General features: G+C 31.8%; 17 protein-coding genes. 8 read left to right on the forward strand and 9 right to left on the reverse strand.

Going from position 1 to position 20071, the window contains the following annotated elements; translation table 11 throughout:
* Position 1 precedes the first annotated feature (1 nt).
* Genes H7355_RS07395 through H7355_RS07410 form a run of 4 tightly spaced genes read left to right on the forward strand, consistent with a single transcriptional unit; the run spans position 2 to position 4347 of the window.
* Positions 2–1267 carry an ATP-grasp domain-containing protein gene (locus H7355_RS07395; RefSeq protein WP_186646207.1) on the forward strand — a complete coding sequence of 422 codons (1266 nt, stop codon included), beginning with the start codon at positions 2–4 and terminating at the stop codon, positions 1265–1267.
* Positions 1264–2190 carry an agmatinase family protein gene (locus tag H7355_RS07400; protein WP_186646208.1) on the forward strand — a complete coding sequence of 309 codons (927 nt, stop codon included), beginning with the start codon at positions 1264–1266 and terminating at the stop codon, positions 2188–2190. Before H7355_RS07395 ends, H7355_RS07400 begins: the two co-directional genes overlap by 4 nt.
* Positions 2191–2209: 19 nt before the next feature.
* Positions 2210–3145 carry a DMT family transporter gene (locus tag H7355_RS07405; protein ID WP_186646209.1) on the forward strand — a complete coding sequence of 312 codons (936 nt, stop codon included), beginning with the start codon at positions 2210–2212 and terminating at the stop codon, positions 3143–3145.
* Positions 3142–4347 carry an MFS transporter gene (locus tag H7355_RS07410; RefSeq protein ID WP_186646210.1) on the forward strand — a complete coding sequence of 402 codons (1206 nt, stop codon included), beginning with the start codon at positions 3142–3144 and terminating at the stop codon, positions 4345–4347. The genes H7355_RS07405 and H7355_RS07410 overlap by 4 nt, the downstream gene beginning before the upstream one ends.
* A 4-nt stretch (positions 4348–4351) precedes the next feature.
* Here the strand turns inward: H7355_RS07410 and H7355_RS07415 are convergent, their stop codons facing one another.
* The 6 genes from H7355_RS07415 to lpxC form a co-directional block, all read right to left on the reverse strand.
* Complete coding sequence (locus H7355_RS07415) at positions 4352–5143, reverse strand: FkbM family methyltransferase (protein WP_186646212.1); 792 nt, start codon at positions 5141–5143, stop codon at positions 4352–4354.
* 145 nt (positions 5144–5288) lie between these two features.
* Positions 5289–6458 carry a mechanosensitive ion channel family protein gene (locus tag H7355_RS07420; RefSeq protein WP_186646214.1) on the reverse strand — a complete coding sequence of 390 codons (1170 nt, stop codon included), beginning with the start codon at positions 6456–6458 and terminating at the stop codon, positions 5289–5291.
* Between the two features lie 265 nt (positions 6459–6723).
* A complete protein-coding gene (locus H7355_RS07425) occupies positions 6724–7497 on the reverse strand; it encodes a sterol desaturase family protein (RefSeq protein ID WP_186646216.1) in 774 nt (257 codons plus the stop codon).
* Positions 7498–7643: 146 nt separating this feature from the next.
* Positions 7644–9122 carry a cysteine--tRNA ligase gene (cysS, locus tag H7355_RS07430; RefSeq protein ID WP_186646218.1) on the reverse strand — a complete coding sequence of 493 codons (1479 nt, stop codon included), beginning with the start codon at positions 9120–9122 and terminating at the stop codon, positions 7644–7646.
* A gap of 9 nt (positions 9123–9131) precedes the next feature.
* Positions 9132–10259, reverse strand: a complete 1128-nt coding sequence (dnaJ, locus tag H7355_RS07435; protein WP_186646220.1) for a molecular chaperone DnaJ — start codon at positions 10257–10259, stop codon at positions 9132–9134.
* Positions 10260–10460: 201 nt separating this feature from the next.
* Complete coding sequence (gene lpxC, locus H7355_RS07440; protein WP_186646222.1) at positions 10461–11426, reverse strand: UDP-3-O-acyl-N-acetylglucosamine deacetylase; 966 nt, start codon at positions 11424–11426, stop codon at positions 10461–10463.
* A 404-nt stretch (positions 11427–11830) separates the two neighbouring features.
* On the opposite strand from lpxC, the gene H7355_RS07445 reads away from it, so the two are divergent.
* The gene (locus H7355_RS07445) at positions 11831–12319 is read left to right on the forward strand and encodes a single-stranded DNA-binding protein (RefSeq protein ID WP_186646224.1); all 489 of its coding nucleotides are present in this window, start codon (positions 11831–11833) and stop codon (positions 12317–12319) included.
* Between the two features lie 32 nt (positions 12320–12351).
* Here H7355_RS07445 and H7355_RS07450 read toward each other — a convergent pair whose 3' ends face one another.
* Positions 12352–13059 (reverse strand): YceI family protein, encoded by a 708-nt coding sequence (locus H7355_RS07450; protein ID WP_186646226.1) that lies wholly within the window; start codon positions 13057–13059, stop codon positions 12352–12354.
* Positions 13060–13541: 482 nt separating this feature from the next.
* Here H7355_RS07450 and H7355_RS07455 point away from each other — a divergent pair, with 482 nt between their 5' ends.
* Positions 13542–14660, forward strand: coding sequence for a tetrahydrodipicolinate N-succinyltransferase N-terminal domain-containing protein (locus tag H7355_RS07455; RefSeq protein ID WP_222435684.1), 1119 nt, complete (start codon positions 13542–13544; stop codon positions 14658–14660).
* 19 nt (positions 14661–14679) lie between these two features.
* Here the strand turns inward: H7355_RS07455 and H7355_RS07460 are convergent, their stop codons facing one another.
* On the reverse strand, positions 14680–16221 hold the full coding sequence (locus H7355_RS07460; protein WP_186646228.1) for a sulfatase-like hydrolase/transferase: 1542 nt from the start codon (positions 16219–16221) through the stop codon (positions 14680–14682).
* A gap of 638 nt (positions 16222–16859) precedes the next feature.
* On the reverse strand, positions 16860–17870 hold the full coding sequence (locus H7355_RS07465; protein WP_186646231.1) for a histone deacetylase family protein: 1011 nt from the start codon (positions 17868–17870) through the stop codon (positions 16860–16862).
* A 176-nt stretch (positions 17871–18046) separates the two neighbouring features.
* On the opposite strand from H7355_RS07465, the gene H7355_RS07470 reads away from it, so the two are divergent.
* Both H7355_RS07470 and ugpB read left to right on the forward strand, forming a co-directional pair.
* Complete coding sequence (locus tag H7355_RS07470; RefSeq protein ID WP_186646233.1) at positions 18047–18775, forward strand: glycerophosphoryl diester phosphodiesterase; 729 nt, start codon at positions 18047–18049, stop codon at positions 18773–18775.
* 1 nt (position 18776) lies between these two features.
* Positions 18777–20069, forward strand: coding sequence for a sn-glycerol-3-phosphate ABC transporter substrate-binding protein UgpB (ugpB, locus tag H7355_RS07475; RefSeq protein ID WP_186646235.1), 1293 nt, complete (start codon positions 18777–18779; stop codon positions 20067–20069).
* The last annotated feature ends 2 nt before the right edge of the window (positions 20070–20071 follow it).

Consider the following 20071-nt stretch of genomic DNA (forward strand, 5'->3'; position numbering starts at 1 on the left):
GATGAACCATAATAAAAGCAAAAATTTTCATATTGTTTTCATTGAGCTCTCTTTAACTGGTGCAGGCGAAAAAACGATTGAATATGCTAAAAGCGTAGGATATAAGGTAACTTTAATAACTAAAAATAAAAATTTAAATCAATATGATTTTTTAAAAGATATTTCAATTATTGATTGCAATACAAATGATCATCATGAATTGATTAAAACTTTAACTTGTCTTAATCAAATAAATCCAATTGATGGAATAACAACTACAAATGACTTTTATGTTCCAGAGGCAGCTCTTGCAGCTTCTGAATTTAATTGTATAAGCATGGGATATAAATCTGCGTTATCTGCAAGAAATAAATATTTAACAAGAGTTATATTAAACGAAAAATGTCCTGAGTTAAATCCTGCATTCACCCTTGCAGTAGATATAAATGACGCAATTCCATTTGTAGACAAAGTTGGTTTCCCAATTATAACAAAACCTCAAAATGCAAATGATAGTATTTTTGTAGTAAAAATTTCTGACCATAAAGATTTGCAAAAATATTTTGAGGAATTTAAAAAGTTTGAATATTTGTCATCGGGGCAAAAAATATCCAAAGAAATCCTCTTAGAAAAATATATTGATGGACAAGAATTTAGCTGCGAAACTTTTCAGGAATATGGAGGCAAAAGACACCTTTTAGGAATTATGCGTAAAGATGATTTTATAGGTATTGAAAATAAAGGTGAATTCGTTGAGCAATCAGCTTCTTTCCCATATATAAGCGAATGTAACAATTTTTATTTTTCACAGATTGAAAAAGCACTCGATGCTTTGTCTATTTGTTGCGGGGTCATTCATACAGAATTCAGAGTGGATAACAATGGATTCGTTAAAATAGTTGAAGTCAACCCCCGAATTATTGGTGATATGATGGGATCACATGGAATTCCATTAGCCACTGGAATAAATACTGCTCAAGCCATTGTTGATATAGCATTGGGGATCCCATTAAAATTGGAAAAAAATAATAAAAATATTGGTGTTGCTGTTATCGGATTACATGCATTTCAAAGTGGAAAATTAAAAAATATTAATTTAGATACGCTAAAAGAAATGCCAGGTGTTGAGTACATAAATATCTGGAAACCTTTCAACTCAGAAGTCTGCTATCCTAGTTCAAATGCAGATCTTATTGGTCGAGTTTTAGTAAGCGGAGAAAATGCTGAGCAAGCAATAGGAAGAGCTAGAAAAGTTTATGAGAAATCAATCGTAGAGGTGGAACAGTGAAAGGAATAAAAGCTGTAGAAGATAATTCAATAACTTGGATTAAAGACTTATGGATTAAAGATCCACCTAAACTCAATTATGGACTGAGTTTTTTAGAAGTACCATTTGATTATGCTGTTAGCAGCCGTCCTGGAGCACGTTTTGGGCCTAAGGCAATTTTAGAAGCCCTAAATAGTTTAAGTGCTACTAATTTAGACCGGCGGGTTGATTTATCGAAAATCCCTATATTTCATATGGGCTCTGTACTTCCTAATCATAATTTTAAATTAGCATACGAATCAATATATAAAGCTGCTTTAAAAACACCACATAATTATACGCTTGTTACTTTGGGTGGAGATCATTCGATTACAGATCCATTATTACGAGCAATTCAAGAACAACACAGCAGCAAAAAAATTGGTCTTGTCATGATAGATGCGCATCTAGATTGTCGCGAACCAATAATTGGAAATGAACATTCTGGTCATTGGGTTCATACTGCTTCAGATATTATTTGTTTTAAGAATATGGTACAATTAGGAGCCAGCTCACCTCTTTATAACTTATCATATATCGATAAACTTGAAAAGAATGGTGTAATGATCAAAACTCCTAGCGAAATAAGAAGATCTGGAACTTTTTTATTTGAAGAAATTTCAACTCAATTACGCAATACAGATGGTCTATATATAACCCTTGATATCGATGCCCTAGATCAAGCATTTGCCCCCGGCACGAGCGTACCCGCAAGTCATGGACTTTATCCACAAGAAGTGTTTGATATAGTATTTCACTTAGCAAAAAATTATCCTATTTTTGGTTTTGATATTACTGAAGTCTCTCCCCCTTTGGACGAAAATTTTAAAACAGTTCAGCTAGCTGCAATGATATTACAACAATTTTGGGCAGGATATGCTTTAAGAAATTATAAAATAAATTGATAATATAGAAGGAATATACATGAAGATTTTTTCTATTGGCACTTTATTTGCAATTATTGCAGCATTTTTTTGGGGAACATTATCTGTTTTTGCAAAGCAATTAAAACTGGAAGGTTTCACAGCAGCTGATTTATCTCAATTAAGGATATATGGAGTTGCTATCGTCCTTATGATTTTTGCATTTTTTAGAAGAGACTTTATCAATATATTTTCAAAAAAAGATATTTTTTTCATCTTGTCTGCCGGGTTTTTAGGACAAGCTCTCAATACCTATTTTTATTTTTTGAGTGTCCAAACAATTCCTGCAGGAATTGCTGTTTTACTAGAATATTTAGCGCCTGTTTTTATAGGGATAATAGCATTATTTTTAGGATGGGAAAAACTTTCTAAAAAAATGTTCCTTTCTTTTGCCTTTATCCTAACCGGATTATTTTTATCTATTGGCTACAATATCGGCTTTATTGAAATCCATACTAAAGGAATTGTTTTTGGATTATTGTCTGCTATTAGTTTAGCAGGATATGCACTTTTGAGTAAACCTTTACTTTTAATATATTCTCCACTTAAAATTCTTTCATTTGGAATTTGGGCTGCCTCTATTTTTTGGCTTTGCATTAAAAATCCAATCTTGATTTTAACAAAAGTCGCTCATTCAAATCTATTATTAATCATTCCATCCGTTTTTTTTATTATCTTTTTAAGCACACTTCTTCCTTTTTGGTTATATTTATCAGCTATTAAATATATTGGTCCTACAAGAGCTACAATGATTGCATGTCTCGAACCATTTTTTTCTTCAGTGATGTGTGCAATATTTTGTGATGAAATATTAACTTTTCAACAATATATCGGTGGAATTATAGTTTTATTAGGAATTATTTTACTTGAAAGTCGAAATTTAACTAGAAATAAAGAAGACATAAAATTAATACTAAAAAAAGAAAATAAAATATGACAAAAAATCACGATTTAAATAAGCAAGAAATTCCAAAGAGTGTTCAATACTTACTTTCTTTTTGCTTTTTGATACCCTGTATCGGTCTTGATTTCTTTTTACCTATTTCTCATATTATATTCAAAGATTACCTGATAGAAACAAATGTTTCCAGTTTCACAAGTTTTTATTTAATAGGCTTAGGAGTAGGGGCAATTTCAGCCGCACCTATAGGGGATCGCGGAAATCCAATAAAAGTGATTTTTATATGCAGTTTTATTTTAATTATTTTATTTAATTTAAATTACATTTTTTATAAAAATATACATTTATCAATTATTTTAAGATTTTTAGAGGGCGGTTTTGGTGGTGGCATAATTGCCATGGTTCCCACGCTTTTATTGGTTTCACAGCAAAAAGAAGATGGATTAAAATCAATTTTTATTTTAAATATAATAACCTCTTTAAGTTTAATCTTAACTCCACTTTTTAGTAAACTATTTATAACTATATTTAGCTGGAGTTATATATTTATATTTTTGAGCATTATACAATTTTTTATTTTCATTTTTTTATTTCTATTCAGAAAAGATCTGTTTAAATTAAATAGAAAAAATTATGACTTAAATAAAAAGATCTCGTTGAAAGAACTCTTTCTTAAAGAGCATGTCTTTCTTGTTATTGTCGCTGCTAGTTTATATGCACCTCTTGTCATTTCAAATACATTTTCTACATTTATTTTAAAGAACGAAGGAAAAGTAGAATTTGCATATCTTTGGCAAGTTCTAATTGTAGCAGCATTTATGGCTGGATCATTCTATGGAAAATTAATTTCTAAAAGAAAAAATTCTGAATCAATTTATACTACTGGGAATAGATTTATAAAACTTGGACTTTGTTTTTTAGGCATATTCTATTTACTTTCTTATTTATACACAATGCCTATATTTACTATTTTCTTTGCATATATATGTCTTCAATTTGGCTCAGCCCTTACTATTTCTTATGTTATTTATTATAGAATGTCACGTTTTCCTAGTTCAAGCTACAGCTCTTATTCATTTGGACTTGTTTTTAGATATTTTCTAATCGCTCTGATAGTTGAAATGATAACAGTAAGCACAAATAAGTTCTTAAGTGTAAATATATATATTTTTATACTAATGATTATTTCACTTATTCCAGTTCACATAATAAAATACGAGACAAAAAAAGTAGTATAATTTTTTAATTATACCAACAACTCGGTAAAATTATGTCCGGTTTATCTTGTCTATTTTGACAATCGAGTGCATGAGGAAAAGCTTGAGCTTTATTGAGATTTTGCACTCTGTCCTTTCTTAGAAAAGTAAATTCCATCACCTCTGGAATGACAATATCGCCTTTTTTAGCATATCGAGACCAGTTATTGGGATGGATATGTACGATATAAAAATCTTTTAAAATCTTCCTAAAACATAGTTTAAGAAAAGATAAACCAAAGGTATCAAACATTCTATGCAATTCATGAAATTCAATAATTAGGATTCTAAATTTTTTTAAAGTCTCTTCGCTTGTTTCAAATAAGACATTATATTCCGAACTTTCAATATCCATTTGTAAAAGCAAATCTTTTGAGTAACCTGTAGGTAATGACTTATCCATCCATGTTTGTAATGTCATATATTTATCATTATTTACTTCACCTAAATACTTTTTTTCAAAGAAAAAAGAATCCGACTGAATAGAAGGGGTTTCCACTGAATAATCTGCCATAAAAGACTTTATACCAAATTTCGCAAGATCGGACTCAAAACTGGATTGACAAGAGACTCCTGGAGAAAAGCAATATTCTATTTCCTCTAAGTCCTTTGGCACAAGGTACCCCCCATCTCCTGGACAGCCGAATCGAAGTAATGAGTATTCAGTCGCATAAGGTCTTAGCTCTTTTATAAACTCTTTAATTTCTTCATTTTTAGGACTCACTGATAAGTGATATCCTTTTTGTAAAAAAGTATGTCTCATTATTTTTTTGAACATTATAAAGAACCTTCAAGTGAATACATATTTCAATAATCAAATTATTAAAATATGTATCATAATTCTAACATAATTGTCAATTAATTTTAGAAAATTAAATTGAGCTGAATTAAAGAGATTTGCAACATGATTGAACATTAAGCTTTTATTTAATCTGATCTTTTTGAATTAAACTATAATAAGCTGGAGTTATTAATATCACATTTTCTTGTTTAAATAAATCTTGAATATTTTGATTTAATTCTGAATGTATTTCATCCATTAAATTGGGCTGCTTGGTATAACAATTTAACTCATAAGAAGCATGGAAATCATTTAATTTCACTTGCAAAACAAATGGTGGAGGCTCTGAACGTATGTCTTTTGTCTTTAATGCTGCTTTAATCAATATTTCATTTACTTTTCGCCAAGGAGTTTCATAGCCAATTGTTACAACAGAAGTTAGAATGAGACCATGCGACTGCGCAGAAGAACTGAAGTTGACAATATGACTTCCAAGAACCATGGAACTTGGTATCGTAATGTCAACGTTTTTTATTGTCCTTACGCGAATAACTAATAGATTTTTTTCAATGACATCACCTATGGTATCTGCAATTTTAACGCGATCTCCCACTTTGAATGGTCGCATATACGTTAATAGAACACCTGAAACCATATTAGCGATTGCTGAACTCGATCCTAACGAAAAGAGAACACCTAGAAAAACTGATATTCCTTGAAAAGCAGGAGAACCCGATCCAGGAAAATATGGAAAAATAATAATTAATGTAAATGACATAATTAATATGCGAATTAATTTATAAGTTGGGGTTGCCCAATCTTTATAGAAACCCTCAATCTGAAATGAACCATTCTCTATCCCTAAAAAAATAAATTTAACAAATCTTAAAATATAATTAGTTATAACAAATGTTATAACAATAAAAAAAACATTAGGTATAAAATTAAAAGTAACATGGAAAATTTTATTTATTGGATCTAAAATATAATTATATATTTTTGGAGTTAAATCTGATGTCCAAGGAAAAAAACTAAAAATTAATGGTATATAAAAATATAGTAATGCTAATACAATAAAAACTCTTAAAAATTTAAAAAAGAAAAGCAGAGAAGCTACAATTCTATCTGCAGTCAAAAGTTCAAACGATCTAAACTTTATTGAGTGGATTCGTACACCTTTCCAATCCACGATTTTGATAATAAGTTTTTTATAAATAAATTTTAATAATAATAAAAGTAAAAGTAAACCTATCGTAGTTAATACGGAATAGAGTGAAGGCATGATATATGTTTCATAACTTAATGAATCCATAACATTTATCCTTAATCTATCCTCTAAATATTAATAAAAGTTCAGTTTTCTTTTTAAAAATGAGAATAATTATTAAAATACGCTTAATAATTATAAACTTAAGAGCAATGTGAATGTAACAAACTTACCTTAATTATTATATAAATAGGTATACGGGGAAATAGCAAAAAGAGATTAGTCCGTCACATTTAAACTGAACTCGATAATAAATGCCGTGCAGAGAACTCATAAAGAAAAGGCAAATTGCTAATCCTTTCTTTAGATACTATTCCGTTTTCGTTTTATTTTTTTTAAACGGCCACATTAATATGTACAAAGGTTTTATTGCATCACTCTCTGATATTTCATTTAAGCCAATTTTTGCACCTAAAAGATCTGGTTGACTTTTAAAAGTTTTATGAATCCTATCCCAAAATGTAAATATCATTGAAAAATTTGAATTTAATTCAGCAAACTCTCTTGAATGATGGATAGAATGTATTCTAGGAGTGACTATAATTTTAGAAAATTGTTGATCATATTTGAAATTATAATTGCTATGATGAAAAATAATAACAATTAAGCTGATAAAATCATATAAAAGTGCATATTCAATTTGAATTGCAAAGAATATAACGACAAAAAATCTAAAAAATTGAGCAAAAAATTGTTCTGCGAAGTGAAAACGAAATGCAGTGCTTGCATCCATTTCAGGATCACTGTGGTGTACCTTATGAAACCGCCAAAAAAATGGGAAAATGTGATTTATTCGATGCCAAACATATTGCGAATAATCCAAAATAAGGAAGGAACATAAAAACTTTAATAATTCACTAAACTCAACTAATCTTAATAATCCAAAATGATCTATTCCATAAGTTCCTCTAAAAATATAAATGAAAGGATATGCAAAAGATCGAGAAATTATATAAGAAATAATTGCAAACATTATATTTACAATAACTCGCCTTTTTTTGGAAAGTATTGATTTTCTCAACGGATATTTTCTTTCTAAAAAGATCATCATACTGAAAAAAACAATAATCCAATAAAAATTCATAGTAAAAGTTATCCTACCTGATTTTTAGGAAATCTTGATAATTCTTATGATTAGATTATCTTATTTTTCGCCTAAAAACAAAAAGAATACTTTGAAAATAAAAAAAACGCTTTCCTAAGAAAGCGTATTAAAATTCAATAGAGCCATTATATAACCACTGTCCATTTTGTTCCAGCGGGCGCATCTTGAATCTGTACCCCTTGCGCAAGCAACTCATCGCGGATTGCATCGGACTTTGCCCAGTCCTTATCAGCTCTTGCTTTTGTTCTTTCTTGAATTTTTAGCTCAATGTCTTCGACTGAAATCTCTGTCCCTAAATTATAATTTCTTAAGTTTTCAAAAAATACTTTAGGCTCATCTATTAAAATTCCTAATGTAGTCTTCAACCAATTTTTAAATTCAGGCCATTTTGTTTTCAATAAAAGAATATCTTCTTCTCTTAATTTCTGCCCAGATTTTTCGAGTTTACCCAATTGGATATTGACATTTTTAATGAAATCAAAAAATGTCGCCATTGCTCCATTGCTATTTAAGTCGTCTGCTAAAAATTCTTTCATTTTAGTAGTAAGATTGCTTAAATCAGCAAAAATAAGTCCATCAAACTCTTTCTGAGCTGAAATTAAATTCGATTGCTCTGCATAGCTATTAACCAAGGAAACAAAACGATAAATTTTAGCTAATTTCTTTAGGTTTTCTGTCGCTAACTCGAATGTAAAATCAAGAGTTTGAGAATAAGAAACGGATAAAAAAACCAAGCGCAGAACTTCAGATGGATATTTGGCTAAGAAATCTTTTATCGCAACTAAATGATTGGTGCTCTTACTCATTTTCTCACCGTATAAAGTCACCATTCCTGCATGCAGCCAAGTGCTTGCTAAAGGTTTGCCTGATGCTGCTTCTGACTGAGCTATTTCAGCCTCGTGATGAGGAAAGATAAGATCTCTGCCACCCATATGAATATCTATGGAATCGCCAAATAACGAGTGAATCATAGCTGAACATTCAACATGCCAACCCGGACGACCATCTCCCCAAGGAGAGGACCAAAAAACTTCACCTGCTTTTGCAAACTTCCAGAGGGCAAAATCAAGAGCGTCTTCCTTAGTTTCGTCTACTTCTATCCGGGCTCCTGCTTTTAAATCATTTATTTTGTTTTTACTTAATTTACCGTATTCTTCGAATTTACGTACGCGATAATAAACACCAGACTGACTCACATAGGCAAACTGTTTTTCAATGAGTTTTTCAATGAGAGTGATGATTTGTGGTATTGTTTCTGTTACTTTAGGTTCGTGCATAGGACGAAGTAAATTGAATAGCTCTAACATTTCGTTTTGTTCTGAGACATATCTTGAAACAAGCTGTGAGCAAGAAATATTTTCGCTATTTGCTTTATTAATAATTTTATCATCTACATCAGTTATATTACGTGCCCAATCAACTTCATTACCTTGATCTTTTAAAGTACGATAAAGTAAATCATATGAGAAAAATGTGCGGCTGTGACCAATATGTGTATTCCCATATGGGGTTACACCACAGCAATACATTGTTACTTTTCCATTTTGCAGAGATTTAAATGGTTCTTTTTTCCCAGAAAGCGTATTAAAAAATTGTATTGCCATGAGTTATTTTTATCCAAATATTTTGTCAAAAAAGCCATTGCTATTCTTTACATTTTGTCCCATTTTTAAGGCAAATGCTCTGAGATGCTCTTCCGCTTCTTTATTTATTTTTGTTGGAATTTCAACATTTACTTCAATAATAAGATCGCCTTTACCTCTGCCATATTTTTCAAGCTTTGGTATTCCTGCACCGTGCACGACCAATCTTTGTCCAGGTTGAATACCTGCAGGGATTTCAATTTTACGCGGTTCTTCTTCGAAGCAATCAATCATAACTTCTGTTCCAAGAATGGCTTGGGCTACACCAACTTTTAATGAATAAACAAGATCGAATTCTTCTCGTTTAAACAAATGATTTGGTTCTACTTCAATAAAGACATAAAGATCGCCCGCAGGTCCACCATTTACGCCACCTTCACCTTCTCCACCGACGCGCAAGCGCATACCCGTATCGATTCCGGCAGGAATTTTAACATTGATATTACTTGATTTTGTTTGAAATCCTGACCCCTTACAATCACCACAAGGAGTTGAAATACGCTTACCGCTGCCATTACAGTCAGGGCAGGTTGAAGCATAAGTGAAAAAGCCCTGTTGAACAGCAACTTGTCCTTGCCCACGACAAGTTGAACACGTAACTGGTTTTGTCCCTTTTGCAGCTCCCGATCCTTCACAGGTGCCACATGCTGATTTACGGGGGATTTGAATTTTTTTCTCTGTACCAAGAACAGATTCTTTGAATGAAATGCGGAGATCGTAACGAAGATCTCCTCCTTTACGCGCCCTGTTCCCACCACCACTGCGTCTACTTGAGCCTCCCATGCCAAAGAGATCTTCAAAGATAGAACCAAAGTGTTCGAAAACATCATCCACATTGCCAAAGCCAGCTCCACCGCCAAAGCCACCTGCATTGAGGCCTGCATGACCAAATTGATCATAGCGTTGACGCTTAGCGGGATCACTTAAAACTTCATAAGCTTCAGCAGCTTCTTTGAATTTTTCCTCTGCTGCTTTATCCCCAGGGTTTCGATCTGGGTGATATTGGACAGCAAGCTTTCGATAAGATTTTTTTATTTCATCTGCCGATGCAGATTTCGAGACTTGTAAAATTTCATAATAATCGCGTTTTGTAGCCATCTTAAAATTACTCCAGAGCTCTGCCGAGATCAGTAACGACAGGGGTGACAAGGTTGCGCTTGGAAACTTAACCTTGAACGTAAGAGAGTCAATAAGCAAAAAGCTATATTTATTATAATTTAAAAAGACTAACCATAGAAAAACAGACGGCACCATAAAAAGAGTCTTATGGTGCTTTCCCGTCAAAGGTTTAGCTGTATTTTAGCCAACTGCAAGACCAGTAAGATTTCTATCAATCTCTGAAAGAGATTTGGGGAAAGAAAGAATAGCTTTGAAACGAGCAGCTTCCTTTGCTGAAGGAACAATAATGCTTCTGCAAGACACTTCTGCCATAATTGCACGCGCAAGCTTATTGTGCAGGTCATGGCCTGCTTTGTGAGCTATGATATGCCCTAAAATTGGCATTCCAAGCATATGAAGGTCACCTATACAGTCTAAAGCCTTGTGCTTCACAAATTCTTGTTCATGTCTTAATCCTTGGCGATTCATAACGCCTTCTGTTTTTGAAACAAGAATAGCGTTTTCCATCGATCCACCTTTAGCGAGACCTTTGGAATACATGAGTTCAATATCTTCTTTTAAACAGAAGGTTCTTGCAAACGAAAATTCTTCACAAAATGATTTTGCAGTGTAATGCATTGAAATACTTTGACGACCAATGGCTGCCGCTCTTTCAAAATCAATCACATACGAAATAAGAGGTTTTTTAGAAGGCTCAACCCGCATGAAACGAGTTGGATTTTTTTCATCTACGACCTCAATGACTTTATCAATCACAACAACTTTTCTTGGTTCCTTTAACACTTCAACTCCCACTTCATCAAAAAGTGTTAAAAAGGGTGCTGAAGAACCATCTAATATAGGCATTTCGCTATTGTTTATAGCAATAATAGCGTTGTCTATACCAAAACCAAAGAATGCTGCCATCAAATGCTCAATAGTAGAAACACTTGCCTCAGGCGAGCCAATGCGAGTCGCTAATGTTGTATCGAAAACAGAGTTAATATCCGCCTTTATATAAGGCTTATTGAGCAGATCCGTGCGTTGAAAAATAAAACCTGTGTTTGCAGAAGCTGGTCGAATTTCAACAGAAATAACACTTCCTGAATGAACTCCGACACCAGAAAAAGAGACAGAACGTTTTAAAGTTCTTTGAAAGTTACTCATGCTTTCTCCGTTAAGATCCCAAACATAAAAACATTAATAGGCCTATGCCATATGATTTATTCAAAAAAACAAAAGAGCAAATCACCATGTAGCTTCATTCGCTAGCACTTTTATGAAATGACAGCAAGTGAGGCTCAATGGAAAAGTATAAAAGTTCCATTGGCAAAGTGTATCGGATATTTTATCTTATCATCCAGTCTTTTTTAAAATAATATAGTATTATTTTACAGTTACTTTTTTGACATTTTATTAAGCAAAATCAATTGGTCACTAACTGGTCAATATATACGAAATATTTCATAGCTGCTTTCAGCAATTGACGCTCGAATACACTCAATATAAGCCTATTGGGTGGGCAAAATTGTTTCCCATTCATTTTTTTCGGACACTGTGAGGAGTTTTTTATGTCTGGTGTAAATAAAGTCATTCTTATTGGTAGACTTGGGCAAGAACCTGAAATTAGAAGTACAGCAGGCGGCCAACAAGTCTGCACTTTAAATATAGCCACAAGCGAATCCTGGACAAAAGACGGCCATAAAGAAGAAAGAACAGAATGGCACCGTGTTGTTCTTTGGGGAAGACAGGCAGAGCTTGCACATAAATATTTAAGAAAAGGGCGTATGGTTTATATTGAAGGCAAGTTGCAAACACGTTCTTGGCAAGATCAACAGGGACAAAAACGCTACACAACTGAAATTGTTGCAAATAATATGCAGTTCTTAGAAAGCGCTGGCTCAAACGCAAATCGCGACCAAAGCAACGACATTCCACCACCAAATGACCAAGGGCACGACTCTTATTATTCAAATGAAAACCCTTATGCTTCTTCTGGTAACAACAGCCAACCTTTCAGTAAAAACTCTCGCCCAATTGATGACGACATTCCGTTTTAATTGGAGCGAGTAGCATTCATTTAAAATAAAAATTATATTTTTGTAGAATCACTTAATTTATGAATACCTTCAGAAGTGATACTTATTGTAATAATATCACCGATAGCTGGAGTCGCTTCAAAAAGCATCTGAAAATTCATTCCAAAATCTTTTCTATTGATTTTTGCAGTAGCTTTAAAAGACTGCTTAATATCATCCTTAGTTTTGAATTCACCTTTATATATAATTTTAAATGTCACAGGTTTTGTTACGTCTTTAATGGTCATATTACCGGTTAAATCTAAAGTATTTTTACCTGTTTTTTTAGCTGATGTTGACTTAAAGGTTAATAATGGAAACTTAATGGCATCAAAAAAATCAGCACTTTTTAAGTGTTCATTTCTTGGATTAAACCCTGTGTCAATAGACGATGCTTTTGCACTTGCGATTAATTCGGTTTGAGAAAAATCTTTTGGATTAAACTTAAATTTACCTTCAAACTCTTTAAATTCTCCAATAACTGAACTCACGACGAGATGATCAACCTCAAAATTAATTTTAGAGTAAAGAGGATTTATTTCATAATCGTGCTTCGCTGGAACTGATTCTATTGATTTATTCTTCTTTGTTTGAGGAGATGATTCTATTGAAATAATATTATTTGTTTGAGTTGATGATTCTATTGATTTAGCAAAACAGGTCATTGGAAGTACTAAAATTATAGACTTAAGCATATATTTTTTTAATTTATTTAATAACATAAAAATCCTTTAAAAACGTCAATATATAAAACAAGGCGCAGAAAATTTCATAATTAACATCACAAGTCAAGAAATATTTATATTAAAATATTAATCATTTAATATTAAATAGTTACAAAAAATAAAACATCAATTCAGTACTTTTATTAGATAAATTCCAGCTTGTTTACATAAACTATATTAGAAAAAATCTCTAATATTATACATTTAATCATCATTATAACTTTTTCTTAAACCTAGATGAATATTCACTTCATTAAAAATATATTTAAAGCTTTATTGCAAATATATACACTCAATTAACTGCTGAACGCTTTATTTTATTTTAGATAGACAAAGATTCTTGAATAAAAATCAAATTTGCACACAGCTAGAAATCGAAGAGAAAAAATCTTGATTGCCAAAGCTAATTATGTTTTTATACAGATGAAAATTTATAAATAACGAGCTTTTTCTTAAGCTTATGCAGGAAAGATAAATACATGCTTGTAAAAGATATGACAGAATTTAAGAAAATCATTGAGAATATAGAAAAAAATAAGGATTACATGCGCCCCCAAGCATTTGCTATAGGTCTCGCAACGGTTGCTCAGAATGGCTCCTTGCTCGATAGTTACTTTCCGTCACCAAATTTTCAAACAAACTTTGCAACTGCTGCCATACTTGCATATATTCTCGGTTATAAAAATGGTACGCATTCTTATCAAGTGTCGAACGAACAAATTAATGAAATACTAAGCTATTTTACACCTTTTGCCGATGACAACAAAGAACACGCCAATATCGATATTCTAAAAAGCATGCAGAAAATTCTACAAAATCAAAGTAAAAATCGAAAAACTATTGTTGTTTCATTTATAGCAGCTGCAGAAAATGATTCCGGCCCTCGAGAAGTCCCTGATGCCTACCTGCGTTTACACTTACTTAGCCACAGACTTGTAAAACCCCATTGTATAAATTTAACAGGTCTCTTTAGCATCTTGCCTAACGTTGTTTGGACCTCAGAAGGCGCAATAGCAATCCAAGATTTAAATCTCAGAAAAATGGAAGCATTATACGAAGGTCGCAATTTAGTCGTTCACTCTATAGATAAATTCCCCCGGATGACCGATTTTGTAATCCCTACCGGAGTCCGCATTGCAGATGCCTCTCGAGTCCGTCTAGGTGCTTATTTAGGAGAAGGCACAACAGTTATGCATGAAGGTTTTGTCAACTTCAATGCAGGCTGCGAAGGCCCCAACATGATTGAGGGACGCATCTCAGCTGGAGTCTTTGTTAAAAAAGGCAGTGATCTTGGTGGCGGATGCTCCACTATGGGCACATTATCAGGTGGCGGAAATATAATCATTTCCATTGGTGAAAATTGTTTGCTTGGTGCTAATTCTGGTTTAGGCATTCCACTTGGAGATCGTTGTACAATAGAAGCTGGACTTTATATAACATCTGGCACTAAAGTTTTATTTAATAATACAGTATTAAAGGCAAAAGATTTTGCTGGTAAAAATGATATTCTTTTCAGAAGGAATTCTCAAACAGGCTGTATAGAAGCTATTTCTAAAGCAAACTCAGTTGAATTAAATACTGTTTTACATCATAATTAAAAAATAAAGTTAAGATATCTTATTTTTTTTCTAAACTATTTTTTTTACAGCAAATACCTTTTATTTTTAAATATTCATTTAAACGAAATAAAGCTTTTGCTGTCAGATAATAATCTGAATCTTCATTAGGAATGAAAACTTTTTTATTTTCTAATAGATCTTCTCGTTTCCATTGCACTACTTTATATTGATTCAAATGCTGTGGTGGAACAAAAATTTTACCAAACCCATCCGTATAAACTGGCCATCTTCTCTGTTCAGAGAATAAAGAATCAGAGATAGTTTCAATATGATTTATATTTAAAAAATCAAGAATTGTTGGATAAATATCTGCCTGACTCTTGCTTATATCTGAATTAAATGCATGAAGATTGAGTTTTTTTAACATATTTTCAACCAATCCACCATGTAAAACAAGATTTGCTCGCGTTAACATATTCGCGAATTTATCTGGTGATTTGCTTTTATCAGAAAGCGGATATTCTAAATCAGGTATAAAATTCCCATGATCATTTACCATAACTAACAAAGATTGATCCCAAATTGTTTTGTTAGATTTTTTATCCAATTTTTTATCCAATTTTTTATTTTTTATATTATTAATAAATCTTTCCAAATTTAAATCAGTATAATATGTTGTTTTTTGCATATTAAATTCAGCTTTATTCAAAAGATTTTGATCTGGATATTTAAGATCATGCAAAACAGTAAATTCGGGGTGATTGGTCAAAGTCATAACAATATGCAACTGAATTTTAGTGTCATTCGTAACCAAAGCATTGACTTTGTCAAACAAACTTTTATCAGAAGCACCCCACCAAGTTGATTCTGTATCCTTCGCAAAATCTCCCAAACCAGTCATGAATTTAACCCCATGAGTTGTCCAAAATTTTTGCGTATCATCAAAACGTAAATCACCTGCATACCAATAATAACTCTGACTGTTATTGAAAGTTTTATTTAATATTTCAGGAATACAAATCGGATAATACTTAAATGTTCCTCTAAAAGCATCGGATGATTCACCTGTCCATGACCCACAAAGTGAACCTTGTTGTCCAGCACGAGTCACACCACCCACAGTCCAAGCATTTGAAAAAGAAATACCAGAAAGTGCAAGTTTATCATAATAAGGTGTAAAAGAGTATTTATGCTTTGGATACAACCATTGCCCATTTTGGGGTTTAAAACTCTCTAAAAGAATAATCCAAATATAAAGAGGATCTTCACCGCTTAAACTATTTTGAACTTGAGTTTTTAATTCAGCACCAATTTTATTGTGTGCTAATATAGGTTTATCCTGAATAATACTATAAATATCATCATCCGTAATTTTGTTTTGTACAGAATCTTTTTTATAGCGCCATTTATATAGCACTCTATAGTCATTATCTAAATTTAGAACGTATTTATCATTTTGGTAAAACTGTTCAAAAAGAAGATAAATAAAATTCTCAGTTACTGATTTAGTAGCAATATTTGCTGAAAATCTTTTAAAAAAACTTGATTCACTTATTAAATTCTTAGAAACCAATAAAAAGATAGTCAGAATAATAATCATTATAAATTTTATAAACGATAATTTCAAAAAACGAAAATTTCTGATCTTAATAAATATAATAATAACAGACAAATTCAGAAAAAATCCCAAGAAATATCTAGGATTAAAAATCATATTTAAACTAGAGCTCAAAAAATTCAAATCAAGTAAAAATGTTAAATGCAATTTACTAATTCCTGATTTGTAAAAATCCGTATAAATTATATACAAAGAAAGAAAAGAAGTTATTAATAAATTCGCAACAAAAAAAGCTGTTATTTTGATTTTTTTTCTATTTAATATTAATAAAATTGGAGAAATAATAATTGTCAGAAGTATCGATATTAAAAAATCATTTGCAAACATGATATACAGAGAAATAATTCTATTTATATTTCCCTTTACCAATTCAAAACCCAAATCATTCATTGTAAAAAAATGTATGATCATTAAGTTAAAGAAAAAAATCAGGAACTGGACTGATATCAATTCAAGATTAATTCTTTTATTACCCAAATAAGCTTTCAATTATCCTCCAAATAAACCTGACTCTTAAATAAAAAAATTAAGATTTTCTTTACAGAAAACAAACTTGTTAACTATTACAATATATGAATAGAAGTCAAGAAAACTTTAAATCATAAAAATTTCTAATAATCTTAAGATTGGAATCCATTGAGAAAGCTTTCCACATTTTTACCCAATTCACTCACTAGGTACCCCCCTTCTTGCAAAATAATGGTTGGCTTATTTAGCAATTTTAACTCTTTACCGAGAATATAAAAATCATCTATAGACATATTAAAATGGCCAATAGGATCCCCTGCTTCTATATCGAACCCCGCAGATAATATAATATAATCCGGATCCATAATTTTAAATGCTTTTTTTATACCTTTTTGCAAGGCAATAAAATATTCTTTAGGAGAACAAAGAGGCATAAGTGGTATATTTAAATTGTAATTAACTCCATCATCAATTCCAATTTCATCTTCAAACCCTGTAAAATATGGATACTCTATTTTTGGATGAGCATGTATACTTAAATAAAAAATATCAGATGAATCGTAAAAAATACTTTGTGTACCATTCCCATGATGAAAATCAAAATCTATTATCATTACATTGCCAGATCTTACTAAATATTTTGCAGCAATAGCAGTATTATTAAGATAACAATATCCTCCGAACATATTTTTTGATGCATGATGTCCTGGCGGTCGACAAAGAGCATATGTTGCTTCACCTGTTTTCTTCGTATGTATAGCAGCAGAATATGCTGCACTTGCAGAAGCTACAGCTGCACTCCACGTATGATTCATTAGAGAAGTTCCTGCGTCAAAACAGTAATATCCCGCTCTTTTCGGAATAAAAGGTTCATACCTAGAAATTCGATTGTCACACGGAAAGACATAGGGACAAATAATTTCATCGTTTTTAAGATTCTGCGCCGATTCCAAAAACTTAAGGTAATCTTCATCATGCACACTTAATAAAGCGTCATATGGAAGAATATCAGGCACAACTATCTCGTAATTACCAGCTGATTTAAATGCTTTTAAAATTGAATCTATGCGACTCACTTTGTCATTATAAGAGTGAGCTTTTCCATTATACACTTCTTTCTTAATTACATGTTTTTTTTGCAGTGAACTATAGAAAACTTTCATGCATTAAATACTCTCTTTTAATTGTTAATATTTAAATTCAATATAAAATTTTAAAAATATAAGACTACCAAATTTAAAATGATTTTTAAAAAAGAAGTTAAACTTGTAAATTTTAAAAATCTTTCTAGTATAGTATCAAATTATTAGGCCTGTCAAAAAGCCCTAAAGGAGCAATTATGCAAAGCAACCTAAATATACCAAGAATTATAGGCCATCGTGGCGCAAAAGGATATGCACCTGAAAACACTCTCAGTTCATTTCGGAAAGCAAAAGAACTCGGTACATCCTGGGTAGAATTTGATGTTAAAGAAACTGAAGATGGTGTTCTTGTCATTATGCACGATGATGATTTAGATAGAACAACAAATGGAAAAGGCCCGATGGCAAAAACTCCTTGGAAACAGGTCAAAGAACTCGATGCAGGAGCATGGTTTAATGAAACTTTTAAAGGAGAAAAGATACCAACCTTCGAAGAAACTATTCTGCTTTTAAAAGAATTAAATTTAGGTGCAAATATTGAAATTAAACCTTGCATTAATCGTGATGAGCGTACTGCTACTGCAGTTGCAAATACAATTTTAAATAAGTGGCCAAAAGAACTTCCCCCCCCACTTGTTTCAAGTTTTAGCATGGAGGCATTAAAGTTTGCAAAAAGAACTCATCCAGAATTGATTATTGGAGCATTATTTGAGACACTCCCAGCGGATTGGGAAAAAATAGCTAAAGAGGTTCAAGCACAAACAATAAATATTGATCAAGATATAATTACGCTTGAGTTAATAACTAAAATTAACAATAAAGGATATCCTGTTCTTGCATATACAGTAAATGAAAAGCAAAGAGCATATGATTTATTTAATTTAGGCGTTCACTCTATATTTACAGATTATCCATGGAAGGATTAATATGAAATTCAAATCATTATCTTCACTAATACTTATATCATATATTTCTCCCGCATTTTCAGCAACAGATATTCAGTTTTGGCACGGTCTTAGTGGTCAGGCTGCTGAAGTTATAGGAAATCTTGCAACTGAATTTAATAAATCGCAAAATGAATATAAAGTAACAGCAATTCGCAAAGGCAATTATCAAGAAACAATGATAGCAGGAATTGCTGCATATAGATCAAAGAAACAACCAGATATCATCCAAATTTATGAAGTTGGTACTGCTACAATGATAAATGCCAAAGGTGCAACTATCCCAATTTCAAAACTGATGACAGATCATAAATTTGAATTTGATGCAAAAGATATTATTCTTCCAGTTCGTTCATATTATAGCAGCGGTGACCAACTTCTATCATTTCCATTTAATAGTTCAGCTCCTATTATGTATTACAATAAAAAATTATTTAAAAAAGCTGGACTTGATGTAAATAAACCTCCAAAAACGTGGGATGAACTTTTTGTCTACGCAGAAAAAATAAAAAAATCAAATCCTAAAAATTGCGGATTTACAACTACATGGCCTGCATGGATTCAACTTGAGAATTTTAGCGCATGGCATAATGTTTCTTATGCTTCTCAAAGTAATGGTATGGAAGGAAACTCTCCAAGTCTGAAATTTAATTCACAAACTCAAATTAAACATTGGGAAAACATTCAAAAAGCATATAAAGATGGATATTTTACATATTTTGGTAGAACAACGGAAGCAGAATTATCTTTCACAACTGAAAAATGTGCAATCATACTTGATTCAACTGGATCATATGGGAAAGTTAAAGAAGCAAATATTGATTTCGCAGTATCGCAATTGCCATACTACGATAAAGTAACTGGTGCACCACAAAATACCATTATTGGTGGAGCAAGTCTTTGGGTATTTAATGGTATAGATAAAGAAAAACAAAAGGGTGCTGCGAAATTTATCTTATTTTTAAGCAGACCAGAAATTATGGCAAAGTGGCATCAACAGAGTGGATATTTACCCGTCACTCAAGCTTCATATGATCACTCTAAAAAGCAAGGATTTTATGAAAAGAACCCTGGATTTACCATAGCTATTTCCGAATTAACCAACAAAGCTCCTACAGAAAATTCAAAAGGTCTTAGAATAATAGGTCTACCAAATATTAGAAATATTGTTGAAGCAAATTTCGAATCTATGTTGTCTGGAAAAATGACTGCACAAAAAGCATTAGATGATGCAGTCGAAAAAGGCAATGATATAATTAAAAAAGCGGGCAGGTAATA

This window comes from Fluviispira vulneris (genome assembly GCF_014281055.1).
In the GTDB taxonomy this organism is placed as follows: Bacteria; Bdellovibrionota_B; Oligoflexia; order Silvanigrellales; family Silvanigrellaceae; genus Silvanigrella; species Silvanigrella vulneris.